The organism is Actinomadura vinacea (assembly GCF_039532545.1).
Classification (GTDB): domain Bacteria; phylum Actinomycetota; class Actinomycetes; order Streptosporangiales; family Streptosporangiaceae; genus Spirillospora; species Spirillospora vinacea.
The window spans coordinates 149,052-169,717 of sequence record NZ_BAAARW010000048.1 but is presented as its reverse complement, the minus strand read 5'-3'; the positions used below and the strand labels follow the sequence as shown (position 1 = coordinate 169,717).

Sequence of the window (20,666 nt, the reverse complement as noted above, 5' to 3'; positions counted from 1 at the left end):
CCCGTGCGCGTGCCGCCGGGGCCTTCCCGTCCGCGGCTCAGGCGGCCGCCGGGGTGAACACCCATTTCTTGTACGACCAGTAGCGGAACGCCGAGCCCAGCCCCAGCCCGACCAGCAGCCCGGCGTTGTAGGACAGCCCGCCCCGCAGGGCCAGGGCGTAGAAGGTGATCCCGGTGCACAGCACCTGGATGGCCATCCCGACGCCGTTCAGCCCGAAGAAGATCACGAACTCCCGGCCGGAGCCGTCGCTGTCCCGGTGCCGGAACGTCCAGTGCCGGTTGAGCAGGTAGGACGTGACGGTCGAGACGACCGTCGGGACGACCACGCTGGTCAGCGGGCCGCCGCCGAGCCAGTGCCGCAGCACGTTGGCCCCGCCGATGGTGATCACCGTGCCGAGGAGGCCCACGAAGCCGAAGGTGAGCAGCTCCCGGACGAAGGTCCTGGGAGGCCGCGCGGCCCTGCGAGGTGCGATCGGGGGGACCGGGTCCGAACTGACCGGTATCGGCCCCTGCTTGGCGTTCACCCGCCCAGACTTTACCGGAAGCGGACATAAGCCGAGTTAGCCCCACGCCGAAACCCGCTCAGCGGCCCGCGGTCGCCGTCGCCCCCGCCAGCGGGACGATCAGCGCGACCAGCGCCACCGGCACGGCCAGCGCCCAGCCGAGCCCGACCCCCTGCGCCACGAACCCGATCACCGGGGGCCCGCCCAGCAGGCCCAGGTAGCCCACCGCCGTCACCCGGGAGATCCCGTTGGCCGCGGGCACGCCCGGCAGGTTCCCCGCGGCGCTGAAGGTGACCGGCGCCACCGGCGCGACGCCCAGCCCGAACAACGTGAACCCGAGCACGGCCACGGCCGGGTGCTCCGCCAGCAGGCCCAGGCCGAGCCCGAGCGCGGCGACCAGCGACCCGGCGCGCAGCACCGGAACCGGCCCGAACCGGGCCACCACCCGGTCGCCGGCCAGCCGGCCGACCGCCATCGCCACCGCGCATCCGGCATAGCCCAGCCCCGCCAGGCCCGGCCCCGTCTCCAGCGTCTCGCGCAGGTAGACCGCGCTCCAGTCGGCCATCGCGCCCTCACCGACGAACGAGCACAGCCCGATGACGCCCAGCAGCGCCAGCGTCCACCGCCCGGCCCGTACCGCCGGGTCCGGCGCCGCCCCGGCGGCCGTCCGCTCCGTCTCCGGGTCGGGCAGCACGTCCGCCGAACGGTCCATCAGATCGCGGCAGCACAGCAGCAGCACCGCGGTCAGCACCGCCGCGGCGACGCTCAGATGCACCGCAACCGGCACCTCCAGGTGCGCGGCTGCCGACCCCGCCAGGGCGGCACCGAGCGTCCCCACGCTGTACGCGCCGTGCAGCCCCGACATCAGCGGACGGCCGTAGCGGCGTTCGACGGCCACGCCCTGGGCGTTCATCGCCACGTCCATGAGCCCCAGCGAGCCGCCCATCAGCACGAGTGAGCACGTCAGGGCGGCGATGTTCCAGGACAGGCCCAGCGGCACCAGGGCCAGGGCCGCGGCCGTCCCGGACGCCAGCGTGGTGGCCCGGCTGCCCCAGCGCGCCACCGTCCACCCGGCGAACCGCACCGCCAGGACCACGCCGACCGGCGCGCCCAGCAGCGCCACGCCCAGCGCGCCCTCGCTCAGCCCCAGCTCGCGCTTGATCTGCGGGATCCGCGCCACCCACGCCGCGCCGACCAGCCCGTGCACGAGAAACGCCACGGTCACCGCGGTCCGCGCCCGGCCGAGCGCGGCGATCGTCTCAGTCACCACCCGCAAGACCCTACGTTCCTTACGGGACGGTGATCACCTTCCGAAAACGGAAGAATCAGGCGACCAGTTCGGTCAGGGGGACCTTCGGATCGGCCAGCCCCGCCGCGTCCACCGGCTCGCCCGACCGGATCAGCGCCTGCACGTCGCCGGTCACGTCCCACACGTTGACGTTCATCCCGGCCACCACCCGGCCGTCCAGCAGCCAGAACGCCAGAAACTCGCGGCCCGGCACGTCCCCGCGGAACACCACGTCGTCGTACTCCCCCGGCGCCGCCACGCCCGACAGCTCCATGCCCAGCTCGTACTGGTCGGTGAAGAAGTAGGGGATCCGGTCGTAGCTCACCGCCCGCCCCAGCATCGCGCGGGCCGCCGCGGGGCCCCCGTTCAGCGCGTTCGCCCAGTGCTCCACCCGGATCCGCTTGCCCAGCAGCGGGTGGTACGCGTTCGCCACGTCGCCCGCCGCGAAGATGTCGGGATCGGAGGTCCGCAGCGCCTGGTCCACCAGCACCCCGTCGGACACCTCCAGCCCGGCGTCCTCGGCCAGCTCGGTGTTGGGCCGCACCCCGACCCCGACGATCACCACGTCCGCCGGGATCTCCTGCCCGCCCGAGGTGACCACCGCCGACACCTGACCGGCCCCCCAGAACCCCGCCACGCCCTGGTCCAGCCGCAGATCCACGCCGTGCCCCCGGTGCAGGTCGGCGAACAGCCCGCCGACCTCAGGCCCCAGCGCCGAGTGCAGCGGCGTGGGCTCGGGCTCGATCATCGTCACCTCGTTGCCGTACGTGCGCGCCGCGGCGGCCGTCTCCAGCCCGATCCACCCCGCGCCGGCCACCACGACCCGCCGCCCGCCCGGCTCCAGCGCCTCCCGCAGCGCGGTCGAATCCGCCATCGAACGCAGATAGTGGATGCCCTGCAGCGTCGAGCCCGGCGCGTCCAGCCTGCGCGGGGACGACCCGGTGGCCAGCAGCAGCCGGTCGTAGTCCACCGGCTCCCCCGAGGCCAGCCCCACCCGGTGCGCGAACCGGTCGATCGAGGTGGCCCGCACCCCCAGCCGCAGCTCGACGCCGTGCTCGCCGTACCAGTCGGCCTCGTGCACGTGCGCCTTGTCCCGCTCCTGCCGTCCCAGCAGGTACCCCTTGGACAGCGGCGGCCGCTCGTACGGCCGCTCGGCCTCTTCCCCGATCAGCACCACCCGCCCCTCGAAGCCCTCCTCCCGCAGCGTCTCCGCCGCCTTCGCGCCCGCCAGGCTCGCACCGACGATCACGAACGTCTCCCGGGACATGGAACCTCCTCAGGGTATGCACCGCTTAAGCCTCGTCCTTCTATGCCCTACAGCGGCGTCATAACCAAGACAAGGCCCGCCTATCGCCATTCCGTGGCATAAACAAGCCCACCGACCCCCCAAGATCGTTCCGGCCCCGCACACGAACGGACGCGATCTAATTACACATGGTCGCGTAGCAGAGTGCGGCGGTTGATCGCCAAGGCGGCTCGGGTCAGGGACGCGATCCCTCACACATGATCGCGTAGCAGGGTGCGGCGGTTGATCGCCAAGGCGGCTCGGGTCAGGGACGCGATCCCTCACACATGATCGCGTAGCAGGGTGCGGCGGTTGATCGCCGAGGTGTCCGTCAGGGACGCGATCTGGTCGATGACGGCGCGGAGGCGGGCGGCGTCGTCCGGGGCCTCGACGTAGGCGGCGCGGAACGCCGGGTCGAGCGTGCCCGGGGCGCCGGCCAGCATCAGCTCGGCCAGTTCCATGATCAGCTCGCGCTGCCGGGCCCGGATCTCCTCGTGGCTGATCCACACGTAGTGCGCGGTGATCCCCTTGAGCAGCGCGCACTCCAGCCGCTGCTCGCGCGGCACGATCAGGTCGGCGGCGTAGCGGGTGAGCGGGCGGTCGCCGTAGGCGGCCCGGGTGGCGGCCTCGGCGGCCAGGCAGAACCGTCCGATCAGCGTGCTGGTGAGGTTCTTCAGCGCGGCCAGCGTGCGCGGGGTGCCGTCGTAGCGGTCCGGCCAGAACGGCTCGGCCAGCAGCGCCGCGAAGCGCTCCTCCAGTTCGGGCAGCGTGGCGTCGTCGCAGTACAGCTTGATCGCGGTCTGCGCGACCAGGCGCCGCTCGGCCGGATCGGCCAGGTGGCCGAAGTCGATGTGCCCGGCGACCAGGGCGTCCTCCAGGTCGTGGACGGAGTAGGCGACGTCGTCGCTCCAGTCCATGACCTGGGCCTCGAAGCAGGTCTTGCGCGGCAGGGCGTCCTCCCGGGCCCAGCGGGCGGCTTGGACGTCGTCGGTGTAGACCCCGAATTTGCCGTTGACGGCGTCCGCCTGCGGCCACGGGTACTTCATGGCCGCGTCCAGGGCGGCGCGGGTGAGGTTGAGGCCGACGCTGCGGCCGTACAGGGGCGGGCCCGCCGGGGCGAAGGACTTGGGTTCCAGCCGGGTCAGCACGCGCAGGCTCTGCGCGTTGCCCTCGAAGCCGCCGCAGTTCTGGGCGACGGTGTCCAGCGCGACCTCGCCGTTGTGCCCGAACGGCGGATGGCCGATGTCGTGGGCCAGGCAGGCGGTCTCCACCAGGTCGGGGTCGCAGCCCAGCGACTTGCCCAGCTCGCGGCCCACCTGGGCGCACTCCAGCGAGTGCGTCAGCCGGGTGCGCAGGCTCTGCACGCTGCCGGGCGCGTCCGCGCCGGGCGAGGCGACCTGGGTCTTGGCCGCGAGCCGGCGCAGGGCCGCGCTGTGCAGCACCCGGGCGCGGTCGCGCTCGAAGGCGGTGCGGTCGCGCCGTTTGGCGGGCTCGGGGGCCCAGCGCTCGCGGTCTCGGTCCGAATAGTCCGGCGGAATCTGCGTCATCGTCAAACCAGGTTATGCGGACCGCCGGGACGTGCGCTGAACCGCGGGCGGCCCGATCGTGATCACGGCGTTGCGGTCTGCCGCGGGACGGTCTTGATCGTCTCGCTGGGCGGCCGCACGCTCTTGCCGAACAGCACGTAGGACAGGTAGCCGCCGGTCTCGCGGACGATGTAGTGGAACTGGCCCTCGCGGGTCTGCACGCTGGGGCCGCTGCGGGTGGGCGAGGCGACCGCGTCGATCCCGCTGTCCTCGGCCATCCGCTTGGACCGCAGGCCGTGCCACGGGTCGGTCACGATGATCCCGGAGTTCCAGCCGAGCTGGTCGAACCGCCGCCCGACCGCCCGCATGCTCTCCAGCGTGTCGAGGCCCTCCGGCACCGAGATCACCTTGTCGGCCGGGACGCCGCCGCGCTGCACCAGCCAGCGCTTGCCCGCGCCGGCCTCGGTGAAGTTGTCGTCGGGCTGCTTGCCGCCGACGGTGACGATCGCCTTGGCGCGGCCGTGGCGGTACAGGTCGAGGGCGTGCTGCAGCCGCCACTGGAGGGTCGGTGAAGGAACGCCGTTGTACTGGGCCGCGCCGAGGACGATGATCGCGTCCGAGCGCGGCGTCTCGTCCTGGCGCGCCTGGTACCAGACCCGCCAGGCCACGGTGAGCGGGGTGAGCACCAGGACCGCCACCAGCCCGAGCAGGATGATCCACGAGATCGTGAACCAGCGGGGGCGGCGGCCGCCGCCCCCGCTCTCGGCGTGATCGTCATCGGGTCGATCGTCCATGGGCAGGTCGTCCGCCGGAAGATCGGCCCGCCTGGGCTCCGGCACATCGAATTCCAACGTCATCGCACTGGACACGTTAGTTAGATGGTTCCCATGCTCGATCGGGTTCACAAGTCAGTGTCCGGTTCGACCGCTTTTTGTCATGTGCTCGCTATCGCGGCGCGGCCCGCCTCCAGCCGGGCGACGGGGATCCGGAACGGCGAGCAGGAGACGTAGTCCAGCCCGACCTCGTGGCAGAAGTGCACCGATTCCGGGTCGCCGCCGTGCTCGCCGCAGATGCCCAGTTTGAGGTCCGGACGGGTGGCCCGGCCCTCTTCGGCCGCGATCCGGATGAGCCGCCCGACGCCCTCCCGGTCCAGCGTCTCGAACGGCGACACGCCGAAGATGCCCGCCTCCAGGTAGCGGGAGAAGAACGCCGCCTCCACGTCGTCGCGGGAGAACCCCCAGGTGGTCTGGGTGAGGTCGTTGGTGCCGAAGGAGAAGAACTCGGCGGCCTCGGCGATCTGCCCGGCGGTGAGCGCCGCCCGGGGCAGCTCGATCATGGTGCCGATCAGCGCCGGGACGTCCACCCCGGTGGACCGGGCGACCTGGGCCAGCACGCCCTGCGCCTCGTCCCGGATGGCCTCCAGTTCCTGGACGGCGCCGACCAGCGGGATCATGATCTCCGGCCGGGGGTCGCCGCCGTCCCGCCGGCGCCGCGCCGCGGCCTCGGCGATCGCCCGAACCTGCATGGCGAACAGCCCGGGAATCGTCAAACCGAGCCGCACGCCGCGCAGTCCGAGCATAGGGTTCTCCTCGTGCAGGCGCTGGACGGCCTCCAGCAGCCGCCGGTCCTGCGGATCGGCGCCGGCACCGGCCAGAGCGACCCTGACCGACAGCTCGGTCAGGTCAGGGAGGAATTCGTGCAGCGGGGGGTCGATCAGCCGGATGGTGACCGGCTGCCCGTCCATGGCCTCGAAGATCCCCTCGAAGTCCTCGCGCTGGAGGGGCTCGAGGGCGTCCAGGGCCGCGGTGCGCTCCTCCTCGCCCTCGGCCAGGATCAGCTTCTCCACCAGCTGCCGCCGGTCGCCGAGGAACATGTGCTCGGTGCGGCACAGCCCGATCCCCTGCGCGCCGAACCGGCGGGCCCGGGCGGAGTCGGCGGGGTTGTCGGCGTTGGCGCGGACCTTCAGCGCGGCCCGGGAGTCGGCGTGCCGCATGAGCCGGTGGACGGCCTGGACGAGCTCGCCGCCGTCGCCGGGCCGCAGCCGGCCCTCGAAGTACCGCACGACCGGGGAGTCCTCGACCGGGACCTCGCCGAGGTAGACCTCGCCGCTGGTGCCGTCGATGGAGATCACCTCGCCCTCCTCGACGACCACGCCGCCGGGGGCGGTGAAGCGGCCGGCCTTGACCTCGACGTCGAGTTCCTCGGCGCCGCAGACGCAGGTCTTGCCCATGCCGCGGGCGACCACGGCGGCGTGCGAGGTCTTGCCGCCGCGGGAGGTGAGGACGCCGCGGGCGGCGACCATGCCGGACAGGTCGTCGGGGTTGGTCTCGCGCCGGACCAGGATGACGTCCTCGCCGTTCTCGGCGGCGCGGACGGCGCTCTCGGAGGTGAACACGGCCTTGCCGACGGCGGCGCCCGGCGAGGCGTTCATGCCCTTGGTGAGGCGGCGGGCGGAGGCGAGCCGGGACTCGTCGAACCGGGGGAACATCAGCTGGGCGAGCTGGTCGCCGGTCACCCGGGAGGCGGCCTCGTCCTCGTCGATCAGCCCCTGGTCCAGGAGCTGGCAGGCGATCCGGAACGCGGCGGCGGCGGTGCGCTTGCCCACCCGGGTCTGGAGCATCCACAGCATGCCGCGCTCGATCGTGAACTCGATGTCGCACATGTCGAGGTAGTGGTTCTCCAGCGTCTCCATGATCTCCAGGAGGCGGTCGTAGGAGGGCTTGTCGATGCGTTCCAGCTCGGTCAGCGGCACGGTGTTGCGGATGCCGGCGACCACGTCCTCGCCCTGGGCGTTCTGCAGGTAGTCCCCGTACACGCCCTGCTGGCCGGTGGCGGGGTCGCGGGTGAAGGCCACGCCGGTGCCCGAGTCCAGGCCCATGTTGCCGAAGACCATGGAGCACACGTTCACGGCGGTGCCGAGGTCGACCGGGATGCGCTCCTGGCGGCGGTACAGGACGGCGCGCGGGGCGTTCCAGGAGTCGAACACGGCCTTGACCGCCAGGTCCATCTGCTCGCGCGGGTCGGTGGGGAACGGGCGGCCGGCGTGCTCGCGGACGATGTCCTTGAACCGGTCGACCAGGGCGCGGAGGTCGGCGGCGTCCAGGCCGGCGTCGTCCTTGGTGCCCTTGGCGTCCTTGGCGGCCTCGATGGCGTCCTCGAACAGCTCGCCGTCGACGCCCAGGACGGTCTTGCCGAACATCTGGATCAGCCGCCGGTAGGAGTCCCAGGCGAACCGCTCGTCGCCGGACTGGTCGGCCAGGCCGTGCACGGAGGCGTCGGTGAGCCCGACGTTCAGGACGGTCTCCATCATCCCGGGCATGCTGAACTTGGCCCCGGAGCGCACGCTGACCAGCAGCGGGTCGGCGGGGTCGCCCAGGCGCTTGCCCATCCGCCGCTCCAGTGCGGCCAGGTGGGCGTCCACCTCGTCCTGCAGGCCCGCGGGCAGCGTCCCGTGCTCCAGGTAGTGCCGGCACGCGTCGGTGGTGATCGTGAATCCGGGCGGCACCGGCAGGCCCAGATTGGTCATCTCGGCGAGGTTGGCGCCCTTGCCCCCCAGCAGGTCCTTGAGGTCCTTGTTGCCTTCGGTGAAGTCGTACACGAACTTCGGCACGGGGTGCTCCTTCACGCTCCGATTCCGCCCGACACCAAGACATCTGAGACTTTCCCGAAGAAAGTCCGATGTCTCGATGGCGGGACTGTACCCGCGTATCCGCGGTCCGCTCGGCGCCCGGTCGCCGAGTGGACGTCGGTGCAGGTCAGGAGGCCTGTACTGGTCTATTCCAATAGTGACATTCCAGACATGACACCCCAAGCCCATGGCACGGGCATTGCGATCGAGAGGGAATGATGGAACGTGATGGATCAGGGAGGTGAGGCTGTGAGGCCGATGGTCGCCGGCGGCCGGGCGGGAGACCCGTTCGCGCCGATCGCCGATTTCGGGTTCCTGTCGGACTGCGAGACGACCGCGCTGGTCGCCCCGAGCGGGAACATCGAGTGGATGTGCCTGCCCAAGATGGACTCGCCCAGCGTGTTCGGGTCGATCCTCGACCGTGACGCGGGCTACTTCCGGCTCGGCCCGGCGGGGGTGGAGGTGCCCGCGGCGCAACGCTACATCCCCGGCACCATGGTGATGGAGACCACCTGGTGGGTGCACGGGGGGTGGCTGGTGGTCACCGACGCGCTCCTCATGGGGCCCTGGCACCACGAGACGGAACGTTCCCACACCCATCGCCGGGCCCCCACCGACTACGACGCCGACCACGTGCTGCTGCGCATGGTCCGCTGCGTCAACGGCCAGGTCCAGGTGCGGCTCGACTGCATGCCTGTGTTCGACTACGGCCAGACCCCGGCGCGCTGGGAGCACACCGGGGTCGGCTACCACGAGGCCCTGGCCCGGGGCAACGGCGTCAACCTGCGCCTGACCACCGACATGAACGTCGGTTTCGAGGGCTCGCTGGCCACCTCCCGCACCCTCCTCAAGCAGGGCGACGCCCGCTTCGTCGCGCTCTCCTGGAGCGAGCACGAGCCGCCCGGCAGCTACGAGGAGGCCCAGGAGCGGCTCGTCTGGACCGTCCACCACTGGCAGCACTGGCTGGACCGCGGCCGCTTCCCCGACCACCCCTGGCGCAGCCACCTGCAGCGCAGCGCGCTCACCCTCAAGGGGCTCACCTACGCCCCGACGGGCGCGGTCGCCGCCGCGGCGACCACCTCGCTGCCGGAGGCGCCGGGCGGGGACCGGAACTGGGACTACCGCTACACCTGGATCCGCGACTCCACGATGGCGCTGTGGGCCTTCTACACCCTCGGGTACGACTGGGAGGCCAACGACTTCTTCTACTTCATCACCGACGTGGCCGAGGCCGCCGAGGGCAAGCTGCAGATCATGTACGGCCTTGACGGTCGCGAGGAGCTGCCCGAGTCCACCCTCGACCATCTCAGCGGCTACGACGACGCCCGCCCGGTGCGCATCGGCAACGAGGCGTACATGCAGGCCCAGCACGACGTGTGGGGCGCGATCATCGCCTCGATCTACCTGTTCGTGCGCAAGCGGGACCGGCTCGACGACCGGCTCTGGAAGATCATCATCAAGCAGGTCGAGGACGCGCTGGCCAACTGGCGCACCCCCGACTGCGGCATGTGGGAGGTGCGCGGCGAGCCGCAGCACTTCACCTCGTCCAAGGTGTTCTGCTGGGTCGCCGCCGACCGCGGCGCCCGGCTGGCCCGCATCCGGGGCGACAGCGACCGGGCGCGGCGCTGGCAGGCCGCCGCCGACGAGATCCACGCCGACGTGCTGGCCAACGCCCTGGACGAGCGCGGGGTGTTCACCGCCCACTACGGTGCCAGCGCGCTGGACGCCTCGTCGCTGCTGATCCCGCTGCTGGGCTTCCTGCCCGCCGACGACAAGCGGGTCCGGGAGACCGTCCTGGCCATCGCCGACGAGCTGTCGGAGGACGATCTGGTCCTGCGCTACCGGGCCGCGGAGACCGACGACGGGTTCGCCTCCGAGGAGGGCACCTTCACCATCTGCTCGTTCTGGCTGGTGAGCACGCTGGTCATGATCGGCGAGGTGGAGCGGGCCCGGGCGCTGTGCGAGAAGCTGCTGTCGTACGCCAGCCCGCTGCAGCTGTACGCCGAGGAGATCGACCCGCACACCGGACGCCACCTGGGCAACTTCCCGCAGGCGTTCACCCATCTGGCGCTGATCAACGCGGTCATGCAGGTCATCGCGGCCGAGGACGACGAGCGCCAGCCCCCGCTGGCCTGATCCCCCCGGGGCCGTGACCGGGGAGGTCCCCGGTCACGGCACCGGAAATGGTTTACCCCGCGGCAACACCTGGCCAAAGAGCCGACAAACCGCTGATTTCCGATGTTCTTCGCTTAACGTCGCGCTCGTGAACGTGCCACCGAACGCTGACGGGGACTCCACCTCCCCGCCCGATCCCCCGAACCCCGAAGCCGTCCCGGCCTGGACGGCACCGAGCGCCTCCCCGGCGCCCCCGCCGGACCAGCCGCCCGTGCCGCCCGTGCCGTCCGTGCCGTCCGTGCCGCCGCAGGGGACGGACAGGACCAACCCGCTGGCGATCGCGACCCTGGTCACCGGGCTGCTCGGCGGGCTGCTGATCACGGTGGGCCTCGGGATCGCCGCACTCGCGCAGATCAACCGTCGCGGAGAGCGGGGCCGGGGCCTGGTCGTCGGCGGCCTCGCCGCCGCCGGGGTCTGGCTGGTGGTGGCCGTCATCGCCGTGGCCGCGGTCGTGGGCACGGCCGCCGGCGAGACCGCCGACAAGGCCGACTACCGGCTTAACCTCAAACCCGGCGAGTGCTTCGACCTGACCGCCGGACCGGACGCGGCCGAGCACAAGACCGTGCCGTGCACCGGCCCGCACGACGGCGAGCTGATCTTGACTTTCAAGCTCCCCAGGACCGAGTGGCTGGGCGACGAGGAGATGCGCCGGCGCGGGACCAGCGGGTGCGAGGGGCGCTTCCAGGCCCGGTTCAAGACCCACACGCCGGTCGAGAACGGCGAGACCTACGTCGTTTACCCGCGCGATACCGGCTGGCAGCTGGGCGACCGCCTGGTGCAGTGCGCCATCACCGCCGCCCAGGGCCAGAAGCTGGCCGGGCCGATCGGATCGCAGGTCCGGCAGACCCGCGCCCTGGACGAGCTGAAGCCCGGAGACTGCTTCGACTGGCCGAAGAAGGAGGAGGCGATCACGGTCAACCTCATCCCCTGCGATCGGCCGCACGGAACCCAGCTCACGCACCAGTTCGATCTGCCGTCCGGCCCTTTCCCCGGCGACCCGGCGGCTGAGCGGAAGGCCGACGCGGGCTGCACGGCCCACTGGAAGAAGATGTTCGCCAAGCGCCCCTCGCCCGTCCGGATCGACCAGTGGTACGTGCCCCCGACCAAGGAGATGTGGGACCTGGGCGACCGCACGATCATGTGCATGGTCTCCGGCGCGAAGGGCCGCCCCCTCAAGCGCTCCGTCGTCCCCGGCTGAACCGCCGCGGGCTTGGCGCCTCCCGGGGATATCCGGGAGGCCTTTTTACGTTCATCCGCGCGCCATCCGGCGGGCGGACGGCCGCCGACCGGAGATCATGTCGGGTCACTCCAATCCTCCCTGTCATCCCGCAGCGGAGACCCAGTCGCCGAGCAACCCGAGGGAGGCGACCCGTGGACGATCCCGGAACGCGCGCCGCGGCCGCGTACCATGCCCGCCGCACGCGGCGGGACTTCCTGCTCCTGTCGGGCGCGGCCATGGCACTGGGCCTGGCCACGCGTCCGGCCGACGCGCACACCCGGGCGGCGCCCGCTCCCCCGCGGTCGGCGGCCGACCGGCTGTACGGGCTCGGCGTCGCGTCCGGGGACCCGCTGCCCGGCGGGGTCGTCCTGTGGACGCGGCTCGCGCCCAGGCCGCTCGAGCCGAGGGGCGGGCTCGACGACCGGCGGTACAAGGTGGCCTGGGAGGTCGCCGCGGACGAGCGGTTCTCCCGCACGGTGCGGCGCGGGGAGACGTGGGCGGTCCCCGAGTACTCCCACTCGGTCCACGTGGACGTGCGGGGCCTGAAGCCGGGCCGCGAGTACTTCTACCGGTTCCGGAGCGGGCGCGAGGTGAGCCCCGTGGGCCGGACGCGGACCGCACCCGACCCGCGCCGCCGGCTCGACCGGATGAGCTTCGCGTTCGCCTCCTGCCAGGCGTGGCAGGACGGCCACTACCCGGGCTACCGGCACATGGCGGCCGAGGACCTCGACGTGATCGTCCACCTGGGCGACTACCTCTACGAGGGCGGTGTGCCCGCCGACGGCGGGGTCCGGAGCACGGCCGTCCACGACGGGCTGCGGTTCCGGTGCGACACGCTGGACCGCTACCGGCTCCAGTACGCGCTCTACAAGTCCGACCCCGACCTGCAGGCCGCGCACGCCCACGCCCCCTGGCTGGTCACCTGGGACGACCACGAGGTGCAGAACAACTACGCCGGGTCGATCTCCGACGAGAGCACCTCCTCGGTGGCCGAGTTCCTGGTGTGGCGGGCCAACGCGTACCGGGCCTTCTGGGAGCACATGCCGCTGCGGGCCGGCCAGGCGCCGGCGGGCCCGGACATGCGGCTCTACCGGCGCGTCCAGTACGGGGACCTGGTGCAGTTCGACGTGCTGGACGGCCGCCAGTACCGCTCCGACCAGGCGTGCGGGGACGGCGGCCGGGTCGACTGCACGGCCCGGCTGGACCCGTCCCGCAGCATGCTCGGCCTGGACCAGGAGAACTGGCTGCTGGACGGGCTGGCCGGGTCGGCGGCGCGGTGGAAGGTGCTGGCCAACCAGGTCGTGATGGCCCAGGACGACTTCAACACCGACCCCGACACCCAGCTGTTCTCGATGGACTTCTGGGACGGCTACAAGGCGTCCCGCGACCGGATCCTGCGGGGCATCGCCGAGCGCCGGGTGGACAACGTCGTCGTCATCACCGGCGACGCGCACCGCGGCCAGGCCGCCGACCTCAAGCTGGACTTCGACGACCCGGAGTCGCCGACGCTGGGATCGGAGTTCCTCGGCACCTCGATCAGCAGCGGCGGCGACGGCAGCCCTTCGACCGGGCTGCCGCCGGGCGAGCAGGACCCGTCCAACCCGCACATCAGATTCCAGAACGACCAGCGCGGCTACACGACCTGCACGGTGACGCCGGACTCCTACCGGGTGGCCTACCGGGTCACGCCGGTGGTGAGCCGTCCGGACTCGCCGGTGGAGACCAAGGCCGGGTTCATGATCGAGAACGGCCGTCCCGGCCTGAACGTGGAGGTGGCCTGATGAGCGTTCCGCCCCGCCTGGCGCTGTGGGGCGGCCTCGCCGCCGCCGCGTGCGCGGTCGTCGCCTACCCGCTGGCCGCCATCGGGTCGCCCGGCGGCGCGCCGCGGGACCCCCGGCCGACCTGGACGCCGGGCGTGCTGGCCTACCCGCCCCCGCCCGTCAACCCCGAGCACGCCACCATGCGGAAGGTGGAGACCCGCACGCTGTCGGCGGACGCGCGCGGGAAGGTCACGCCCACCGCCGACCGGTCCCGGTTCACGCTCGTCCGGGCGTCGGATCCGCGCTGCCGGAGCGGCTGGATGACGATCGGGATGCGCAACGCCACCGGCGGGCCGGTGTACGGCGACCTGACCGCGGAGGCGGGGCCGCTCAAGGTCTCCCGCCCGGTGTTCGCCAACTACCTGCCGGCCTCGTACGAGGCGAGGATCCAGTTCCGGATCACCGCGCCGCCGGAGGTCGCCGCGGGCGAGTACCGGCTGTCCCTGCGTGTCGGCCGGGAGCGGCTGACCGTGCCGGTCACGCTCGCCGAGCCGGGCCCGGGCGAGGACGACCTGGCGTGTGGACGTCCGGTCACGGCCTCCTCGGAGGACGCGTCCGGCCGCTACCCCGCGGCCAGCGTCACCGACGGGAACCTCAACGGCGAGGAGTTCGGCGTCGGCAACGGCTGGAACGACGCGACCTCGCGCGCGTGGCCCGACACCCTGGACGTGGACCTGGGCGGGACGCGGCGGATCTCGGCCGTCGTGCTGCACACGCTGGCCGGCAACCGCTACGCCGCGTCCCGGTACGGCCTGCGGGACTGGGACGTCGAGGTCCGGGAGGACGGCGAGTGGACGACCGTCGCCCGGTCCCGCTCCAACACCTCGGGCCGGGTCCCGATGACGTTCGACCCGGTGGAGGCGGACGCCGTGCGGATCGTCTGCCTCGGCTCCAACGACGGCCGCTTCTCCCGGATCATCGAACTGGAGGTCTTCGGCCCATGACCCCCTAGACGACCGCGCCGGAGTCGCCCGGCTTGCGCTCGGGCGGGCGCTGCAGCCGCTTCGGGCGCGGCGCCGGGGCCTTGGCGTACCGCTCCAGGACGATCGCGAGCGGCGTCGCGGTGAACACGCTGGAGTAGGTGCCGACCAGGATGCCGATCAGCAGCGCGATCGCGAAGTCGGTCAGCGACTCGCCGCCCAGCACCGCCAGGGCGGCCAGGATGAACAGCGCGCCCATGCCGGTGTTGACCGTTCTCGGGACGGTCTGCAGCGCCCCCAGGTTGGCCACCTCGGGGAACGGCGCCTTCGGCCGGGCCCCCCACAGCTCGCGGATGCGGTCGAAGACCACCACCGAGTCGTTCACCGAGTAGCCGATGATGGTGAGCAGGGCGGCCAGGAAGACGCCGTCGACGGGTTTGCCGAGCCAGGCGAACACCCCGGTGACGATCACCACGTCGTGGAACATCGCCAGCACCGTGCCGACCGCGAACGTCCAGCGGAACCGCAGGGCCAGGTAGGCCAGCTGCACCAGCAGCGCGACGGCCAGCGCGATCAGCGCCTTGATGCGCAGCTCCTGGCCCAGGGTGGGGCCGATGAGCTCGTCGCGCTGCTTGGTGACCTGGCCGCCCTGCCGGGCCAGGGCGTCCCGGATCGACTTCTCCTCGGCGTTGGTGAGCTTCTCGGTGCGCACGGAGATGTCGTCGGTGCCGGAGGTCTGGACGACGGCGCGCGGGAATCCGGCGTCGGCCACGGCGGCGCGGGCGGCGTCGATGCCGACCGGCCGGCTGGTGGAGTAGTCGACCAGCCGGCCGCCGGTGAACTCCACGCCGAAGTTGAGGCCGCGGGCGAAGATCCCGGTGACCGCCAGCGCGACGGCCAGCCCGGAGATCCCGAGCCAGAGCCTGCGGCGCCGCATCAGGTCGGGGCGGCGGCGGTCCAGCCAGTCCCGGACGCGGCCGGTGGCGCCCAGCCCGGTCAGCCGGGGCCGGCGGGCGACGGGGCGGAGGCTCAGGGCCGTCTCGGTGAGGACGCGGCTGAGCAGCATCGCCGAGATCAGCGATCCCAGGACGCCGATGGACAGCGTGACGCCGAAGCCGCGGACCGGGCCGGAGGCCAGGAAGAACAGCAGCCCGGCGGCCAGCAGCGTGGTGATGTTGGAGTCGGCGATCGCCGACCAGGCCCGGTCGAAACCGGTGGCCAGGGCGGTGCGCACGCCGCGCCGCGGCGCGGCCGCGTACTCTTCCCGGGCCCGTTCGAACGCCAGCACGTTGGCGTCGATGGCCATCCCGATGGCCAGCACGAACCCGGCCAGGCCGGGCAGCGTCAGCGTCGCCCCCAGCCCCACCAGCGCCGCGTACGTGATCAGCGCGTAGCAGGCCAGCGCCACCGCGGCGAGGGCGCCGACCAGCCGGTACACGGCGATGATGAACAGCCCGGTGAGCAGCACGCCGATGACCGCGGCCTGCGCGCTGGCCTCGATCGCCGCCGCGCCCAGGGTGGGGCCGACCACGCGCTGCTCGATGATGTGCACCGGGACGGGCAGCGAGCCGCCCTGGATGAGCGCGGCCAGGTTCTTGGCCTGCGCGGGGCTGAAGTCGCCGGTGATCTGGGTGGAGCCGCCGGCGATGCCGACGTTGCAGCGCACGTCCTGGGTGACCCCCGGGGAGGAGATCACCTGGCCGTCCAGGACGATCGCGATCCGCCGGTCGTCGCCGGCGAGGCAGGCGGCCCGTGCGGTGGCCTTCTCCCAGGCCGCGCCGCCGCCCCCGCGGAAGTCGATGGTGACGAACCAGCCGCCGAGGTTCTGCTGGTCGATGCCGGCTTTGGCGGAGCCGATCGCGTCGCCGGTGAGCAGCGGCGGGCCGACGAGGATGGGCTGCCCCTGCTCGTCGCGCAGGATCCGCTCGCCCGGTTTCGGCTTGCCGTCGTTGGTCCGGACGGGGTGCGCGGTGAGCTGCGCGGTCTTGCCGACCACCTGGGCGGCGCGGGTCGGGTCCTGGACGTCGGGCAGCTCGATGATGATGCGCCGTTCCCCGGACCGGGTGATCGACGACTCCGACACGCCGAGCGCGTCGATCCGGCGCTGGAGCACCTCCTTGGCGCGGTCGGTGGTCTCCCGGCCGGCCTTGACCGTGTGGGAGTCCCGGGTCTCCAGGACCATCTGGGTGCCGCCGCGCAGGTCGAGGCCGAGCCGGGCGGGCTTGGTGAGGGCGAGGAAGAGCGAGGTGGCGAGGATGGCCAGGGCCAGCAACGCCCGCACCACATTGGCGCGAGTCAACGGATGGACCTCCACGGGATGCCGGCGCCTCGCGGCACCGGGTGAACGCCGGTCGCCGGACCGCGCGCCGACGATCACCTGGTGATCATCGGCGGGCGCGGCCCGGGCACCGGCCGGACGGCGTCGTCAGAACCCGGTGGGGGGCGGGGCGCGGCCTCGGGGGACGCCGCCGGGGAGGGTGGCGGGCTCGGCGCGGGCCGGGGCGGGCCGGTCGGCCGGGACGTGGGAGGGGAGGATCTCGATGCCGGGCGGCGGCGGTGCCGGCGCCGGCAGCGGGGCGTACGCCCCGGCCTGCGGCCGGGCCGCGGCGACCGCCGTGATGGCGTGCTCGGCCCGCGCCGGCTGCTGGGTGCGCTGCCGGGTCTGGGTGCCGGACGCCCGGGCGCCGGGAACGGTCTGCCCGGCGAGCTGGGCCCCGGCGCGGACGCCGGAGGCGGCCCCGGCGCCCGCCGCGGTGGTGCCCGCGGCGGGGGCCGCCACCAGGCCCAGCAGGCCCAGCGTGATGATGAGCAGGCGGGCGAGCCGTCCCCGCTCGTCCCGGCCGGATGCGCCGGACGCGCCGGACGCGCCGAAGGCGTCGCCGGTGGCGGGCGCGGACGGTCGCCGAAGGTCGCGCATCCGCTTCCTCCCGTCGGCGAACCGGTCCGTCTCCGCCACCGTAGCCCATCGGCGCCGCGATCAGCGGAGGGCGGGCTCCTCCGCGCGGGTCGCGGCGGCGGGGAACAGCCGTTCGGGCAGCAGCCGTCCCAGTCGCTCGGAGCGGGTGACCGCCAGCGGCCCCGCCACGGCCAGCACCAGGACATACCCGGCGATGAACGGGGCGAGCCTGGAGTCGAGCCCGGCGGCGGCCGCCATCGACGCCAGCACCAGCGCGAACTCGCCCCGCGACAGCACGGTCAGCGCGACGTTGGCGGACGGGACGCGCCCGTACCCGTGGATCCGACCGGCCAGCAGCCCGGCCGACAGGTTCAGCACGACGGTGAGCAGCACCGCGAGCAGGACCGGAACGGCCACCGAGGCCAGGTCGCCCGGGTCGATCTGCAGCCCGAAGGCGAAGAAGAACAGCGCGGCGAAGGCGTCCCGGAGCGGGTGCACCAGCGTCCGGATCCGCTCCGCCGACCGGGTCGCACCGAGGATGAGCCCGATCATGAAGGCGCCGATGGCGTCGGAGACCCCGAACTCCTCGGCGATCCCCGCGGTCAGCACGGCCAGCCCGACGAAGGTGACCACCAGCAGTTCGTCGTCCTTGACGTCGACCAGCCGGCCCGCCCAGCGGGCGCCCCAGCGGGCGACGCAGGCCAGCACGAGCAGCAGCGCGAACGCCTTGCCGAACTCGGCGGCGGCCTCGCCGAAGCCGCTGGCGCCGCCCAGGATGGGCTGGAGCAGGGCCAGGTAGAGGGCCAGGAAGACGTCCTCGACCACGATGATGCCGAGGATCAGCCGGCTCTCGGGGTTGCCCAGCCGGCCCAGGTCCATGAGGACCTTGGTGACGATGGCCGAGGAGGAGATGCCGATCACCCCGGCCAGGACGAACGCCTCCCGGCCGCCCCAGCCGAGCGCGAAGCCGAAGGCCAGCCCGCCACCCACGTTGAGCAGCAGGTAGAACCCTCCGGCCAGGAGCAGCCGGCCGCCGCCGGACACCAGGTCGTCCAGGTGGAACTCCAGACCGAGGTAGAAGAGCAGGAACACCAGGCCGAGGGCGGACAGCAGCTTGAGGTCGGCGGGATCGTCGAACAGGGCGATGCCGGGTGTGTGCGGGCCGCAGAGGATGCCCGCCAGCATGAACAGGGGGATGGTGGGCAGGCCGATCCGTACGCCGGCCCGGGCCAGGAGCCCGGCGACCACGAACGCCCCGCCGAGAGCGATGAGTGCTTCGGCGATGTGAATGGGAAACCTCCAACAGGAGCACCGCGCGGCCGGAGCGCGCCCCTTGGGGCACGGCGGGCCGCGCGCGGCTGCCGGCGGCCGTCGGACGGCCACCGGGACGACAGGACGTCAGGAACCCGTGGAGGCGGGCGGGGCGCGCGCTCGCCGCGTCGTGGCGTGCGGGCAGGCGGTGGGGGGCCGGTAGGGGGCACCGGCCACGCGGACGCCGGGCGGGGCGTACGGCGCGATGCCTTCGGGCGGCAGCGCGAGCGGCGGTGCCGGCTGGTCCCCGGAAGCGGCGGCCTGCGCGTGGTTGGCCAGGAAGGCCGGGTCCAGGTCGGTGTCGTGCGCGGGCCCGTGCGTCGTCGCCGCGACCGGAAGGGCGGGGGCGGCCGCGAACGGGCCGTCGGGCCCTCCCTTGTGGAGGGCAGGCGCGCCGGGCTCGTAGATCAGCCCGAGCAGGCACAGGACGAACGCCAGCAGCGGCAGCACCGCTCGGCGTCGCACCCGCACACTCTGCCCTCTCAGCCGCCCGTGTCAAAAGCCCGGATCAGAAGTCCGTATCGGAACAATCCGCTAGGAGACTATGTGATCCTGTCCGGTTTCACCAAATACGCGAGGGCCGTCCCCTTCCCGAGCGGAAGGGGGCGGCCCTCTGCGGTCGCCGGTTCGGCAGCCGGTCAGCAGCCCAGGAGCTGGGCGCCGAGGAACGCCTCGACCTGCCCGATCGCGATGCGCTCCTGGCTCATGGTGTCGCGCTCCCGCACGGTCACCGCGTCGTCCTCGAGCGTGTCGAAGTCGACCGTCACGCAGAACGGGGTGCCGATCTCGTCCTGCCTGCGGTAGCGGCGGCCGATCGCGCCCGCGTCGTCGAACTCGACGTTCCAGTTCTGGCGCAGCCGGGCCGCCAGGTCGCGCGCCTTCGGGGACAGGTCGGCGTTGCGCGACAGCGGCAGCACCGCCACCTTGACCGGGGCCAGCCGCCGGTCGAGCCGCATCACCGTGCGCTTCTCCAGCTTGCCCTTGGCGTTGGGCGCCTCGTCCTCGGCGTAGGCGTCCATCATGAACGTCAGCGTGCAGCGGTCGACGCCCGCCGCGGGCTCGATCACGTACGGGACGAACCGCTCCCCGGCCTCCTGGTCGAAGAACGACAGATCGGCCCCGGACGCCTTGGCGTGCGTGGTCAGGTCGTAGTCGGTGCGGTTGGCGATGCCCTCGAGCTCGCCCCACTCGCCGCCCGCGAAGTCGAACCTGTACTCGATGTCGACGGTCCGCTTGGAGTAGTGCGACAGCTTCTCGGCCGGGTGCTCGAACTGCCGCAGGTTCTCCTTGCGGATGCCCAGGTCGGTGTACCAGCGCATCCGCTCGTCGATCCAGTACTGGTGCCACTCCTCGTCCGAGCCGGGACGGACGAAGAACTCCATCTCCATCTGCTCGAACTCGCGGGTGCGGAAGATGAAGTTGCCCGGCGTGATCTCGTTCCGGAACGACTTGCCGACCTGGCCGATCCCGAACGGGACCTTGCGCCGCGCCGACTGCTGCACGTTGAGGTAGTTGATGAAGATGCCCTGCGCGGTCTCGGGGCGCAGGTAGGCCAGGCCGGACTCGTCCTCGACCGGGCCCAGGTAGGTCTTGAGCAGGCCGTTGAACATGCGCGGCTCGGTGAAGGAGCCCTTCACCCCGCAGTTGGGGCAGCCGATGTCGGCCAGGCCGTTCGCCGGGGGCCTGCCGTGCTTCTCCTCGTACGCCTCTTCCAGGTGGTCGGCCCGGAAGCGCTTGTGGCAGGACTGGCACTCGGTGAGCGGGTCGACGAACGCCTGGACGTGACCGCTGGCCTCCCAGACCTCGCGCGCCAGGACCACGCACGAGTCGAGGCCGACGACGTCCTCCCGGCCCTGCACCATGGACTTCCACCACTGGCGCTTGACGTTGTTCTTCAGCTCCACGCCCAGCGGGCCGTAGTCCCACGAGGCGCGCAGCCCGCCGTAGATCTCGCTCGACGGGTAGACCAGGCCCCTGCGCTTGGCAAGGTTGACGATCGTGTCCAACACGTCGGAACGGCGTGCCATGAGCATTCTCCATCCAACTGGCAGTCGGCGGGATTTATCCGTACGGCCCGCCCGCCGCGCAGGTGCGGC

General features: G+C 72.5%; 15 protein-coding genes. 4 read left to right on the top strand and 11 right to left on the bottom strand.

Annotation, left to right across the window (positions count from 1 at the left end; all coding sequences use genetic code 11):
• Positions 1–37: 37 nt before the first annotated feature.
• The 6 genes from ABD340_RS46480 to ppdK form a co-directional block, all read right to left on the bottom strand.
• A complete protein-coding gene (locus ABD340_RS46480; protein ID WP_344598436.1) occupies positions 38–523 on the bottom strand; it encodes a GtrA family protein in 486 nt (161 codons plus the stop codon).
• 58 nt (positions 524–581) lie between these two features.
• Complete coding sequence (locus ABD340_RS46475) at positions 582–1,772, bottom strand: MFS transporter (RefSeq protein WP_344598435.1); 1,191 nt, start codon at positions 1,770–1,772, stop codon at positions 582–584.
• Between the two features lie 55 nt (positions 1,773–1,827).
• The gene (locus ABD340_RS46470) at positions 1,828–3,057 is read right to left on the bottom strand and encodes an NAD(P)/FAD-dependent oxidoreductase (protein ID WP_344598433.1); all 1,230 of its coding nucleotides are present in this window, start codon (positions 3,055–3,057) and stop codon (positions 1,828–1,830) included.
• A gap of 299 nt (positions 3,058–3,356) precedes the next feature.
• Positions 3,357–4,622 (bottom strand): deoxyguanosinetriphosphate triphosphohydrolase, encoded by a 1,266-nt coding sequence (locus ABD340_RS46465; protein ID WP_344598431.1) that lies wholly within the window; start codon positions 4,620–4,622, stop codon positions 3,357–3,359.
• 62 nt (positions 4,623–4,684) lie between these two features.
• A complete protein-coding gene (locus ABD340_RS46460) occupies positions 4,685–5,458 on the bottom strand; it encodes a YdcF family protein (protein WP_344598429.1) in 774 nt (257 codons plus the stop codon).
• 77 nt (positions 5,459–5,535) lie between these two features.
• Positions 5,536–8,211 (bottom strand): pyruvate, phosphate dikinase, encoded by a 2,676-nt coding sequence (gene ppdK / locus ABD340_RS46455; protein ID WP_344598428.1) that lies wholly within the window; start codon positions 8,209–8,211, stop codon positions 5,536–5,538.
• A gap of 276 nt (positions 8,212–8,487) precedes the next feature.
• Between ppdK and ABD340_RS46450 the strand changes: the two genes are divergently transcribed.
• The 4 genes from ABD340_RS46450 (at position 8,488) to ABD340_RS46435 (ending at position 14,387) form a co-directional block, all read left to right on the top strand.
• Complete coding sequence (locus ABD340_RS46450; protein ID WP_344598504.1) at positions 8,488–10,365, top strand: glycoside hydrolase family 15 protein; 1,878 nt, start codon at positions 8,488–8,490, stop codon at positions 10,363–10,365.
• 127 nt (positions 10,366–10,492) lie between these two features.
• Positions 10,493–11,602 carry a DUF4190 domain-containing protein gene (locus tag ABD340_RS46445; RefSeq protein ID WP_344598426.1) on the top strand — a complete coding sequence of 370 codons (1,110 nt, stop codon included), beginning with the start codon at positions 10,493–10,495 and terminating at the stop codon, positions 11,600–11,602.
• Positions 11,603–11,775: 173 nt separating this feature from the next.
• On the top strand, positions 11,776–13,404 hold the full coding sequence (locus tag ABD340_RS46440) for an alkaline phosphatase D family protein (RefSeq protein ID WP_344598424.1): 1,629 nt from the start codon (positions 11,776–11,778) through the stop codon (positions 13,402–13,404).
• The gene (locus ABD340_RS46435) at positions 13,404–14,387 is read left to right on the top strand and encodes a discoidin domain-containing protein (protein ID WP_344598422.1); all 984 of its coding nucleotides are present in this window, start codon (positions 13,404–13,406) and stop codon (positions 14,385–14,387) included. Before ABD340_RS46440 ends, ABD340_RS46435 begins: the two co-directional genes overlap by 1 nt.
• 4 nt (positions 14,388–14,391) lie before the next feature.
• Here the strand turns inward: ABD340_RS46435 and secD are convergent, their stop codons facing one another.
• From secD to ABD340_RS46410, 5 genes are all read right to left on the bottom strand, one after another.
• Complete coding sequence (secD, locus tag ABD340_RS46430) at positions 14,392–16,662, bottom strand: protein translocase subunit SecD (RefSeq protein ID WP_344598420.1); 2,271 nt, start codon at positions 16,660–16,662, stop codon at positions 14,392–14,394.
• Between the two features lie 126 nt (positions 16,663–16,788).
• On the bottom strand, positions 16,789–17,319 hold the full coding sequence (locus ABD340_RS46425; protein ID WP_344598418.1) for a hypothetical protein: 531 nt from the start codon (positions 17,317–17,319) through the stop codon (positions 16,789–16,791).
• A 21-nt stretch (positions 17,320–17,340) separates the two neighbouring features.
• Positions 17,341–18,507, bottom strand: coding sequence for a cation:proton antiporter (locus ABD340_RS46420; protein ID WP_344598417.1), 1,167 nt, complete (start codon positions 18,505–18,507; stop codon positions 17,341–17,343).
• A gap of 150 nt (positions 18,508–18,657) precedes the next feature.
• Entirely contained in the window at positions 18,658–19,035 is a 378-nt protein-coding gene (locus ABD340_RS46415) for a hypothetical protein (protein WP_344598416.1), read from the bottom strand.
• Between the two features lie 173 nt (positions 19,036–19,208).
• Positions 19,209–20,597: a glycine--tRNA ligase gene (locus ABD340_RS46410; protein ID WP_344598415.1), complete on the bottom strand. Its 1,389-nt coding sequence runs from the start codon at positions 20,595–20,597 to the stop codon at positions 19,209–19,211.
• Positions 20,598–20,666: the final 69 nt, after the last annotated feature.

What these genes read in the sequence shown, in the direction of transcription:
- ABD340_RS46450 (WP_344598504.1), top strand. Translation starts at nt 8,488, where the DNA reads ATGGTCGCCGGCGGCCGGGCGGGAGACCCGTTCGCGCCGATCGCCGAT.
- ABD340_RS46435 (WP_344598422.1), top strand. Translation starts at nt 13,404, where the DNA reads ATGAGCGTTCCGCCCCGCCTGGCGCTGTGGGGCGGCCTCGCCGCCGCC.
- ABD340_RS46410 (WP_344598415.1), bottom strand. Translation starts at nt 20,597, where the DNA reads ATGGCACGCCGTTCCGACGTGTTGGACACGATCGTCAACCTTGCCAAG.
- ABD340_RS46460 (WP_344598429.1), bottom strand. Translation starts at nt 5,458, where the DNA reads ATGACGTTGGAATTCGATGTGCCGGAGCCCAGGCGGGCCGATCTTCCG.
- ABD340_RS46465 (WP_344598431.1), bottom strand. Translation starts at nt 4,622, where the DNA reads ATGACGCAGATTCCGCCGGACTATTCGGACCGAGACCGCGAGCGCTGG.
- ABD340_RS46470 (WP_344598433.1), bottom strand. Translation starts at nt 3,057, where the DNA reads ATGTCCCGGGAGACGTTCGTGATCGTCGGTGCGAGCCTGGCGGGCGCG.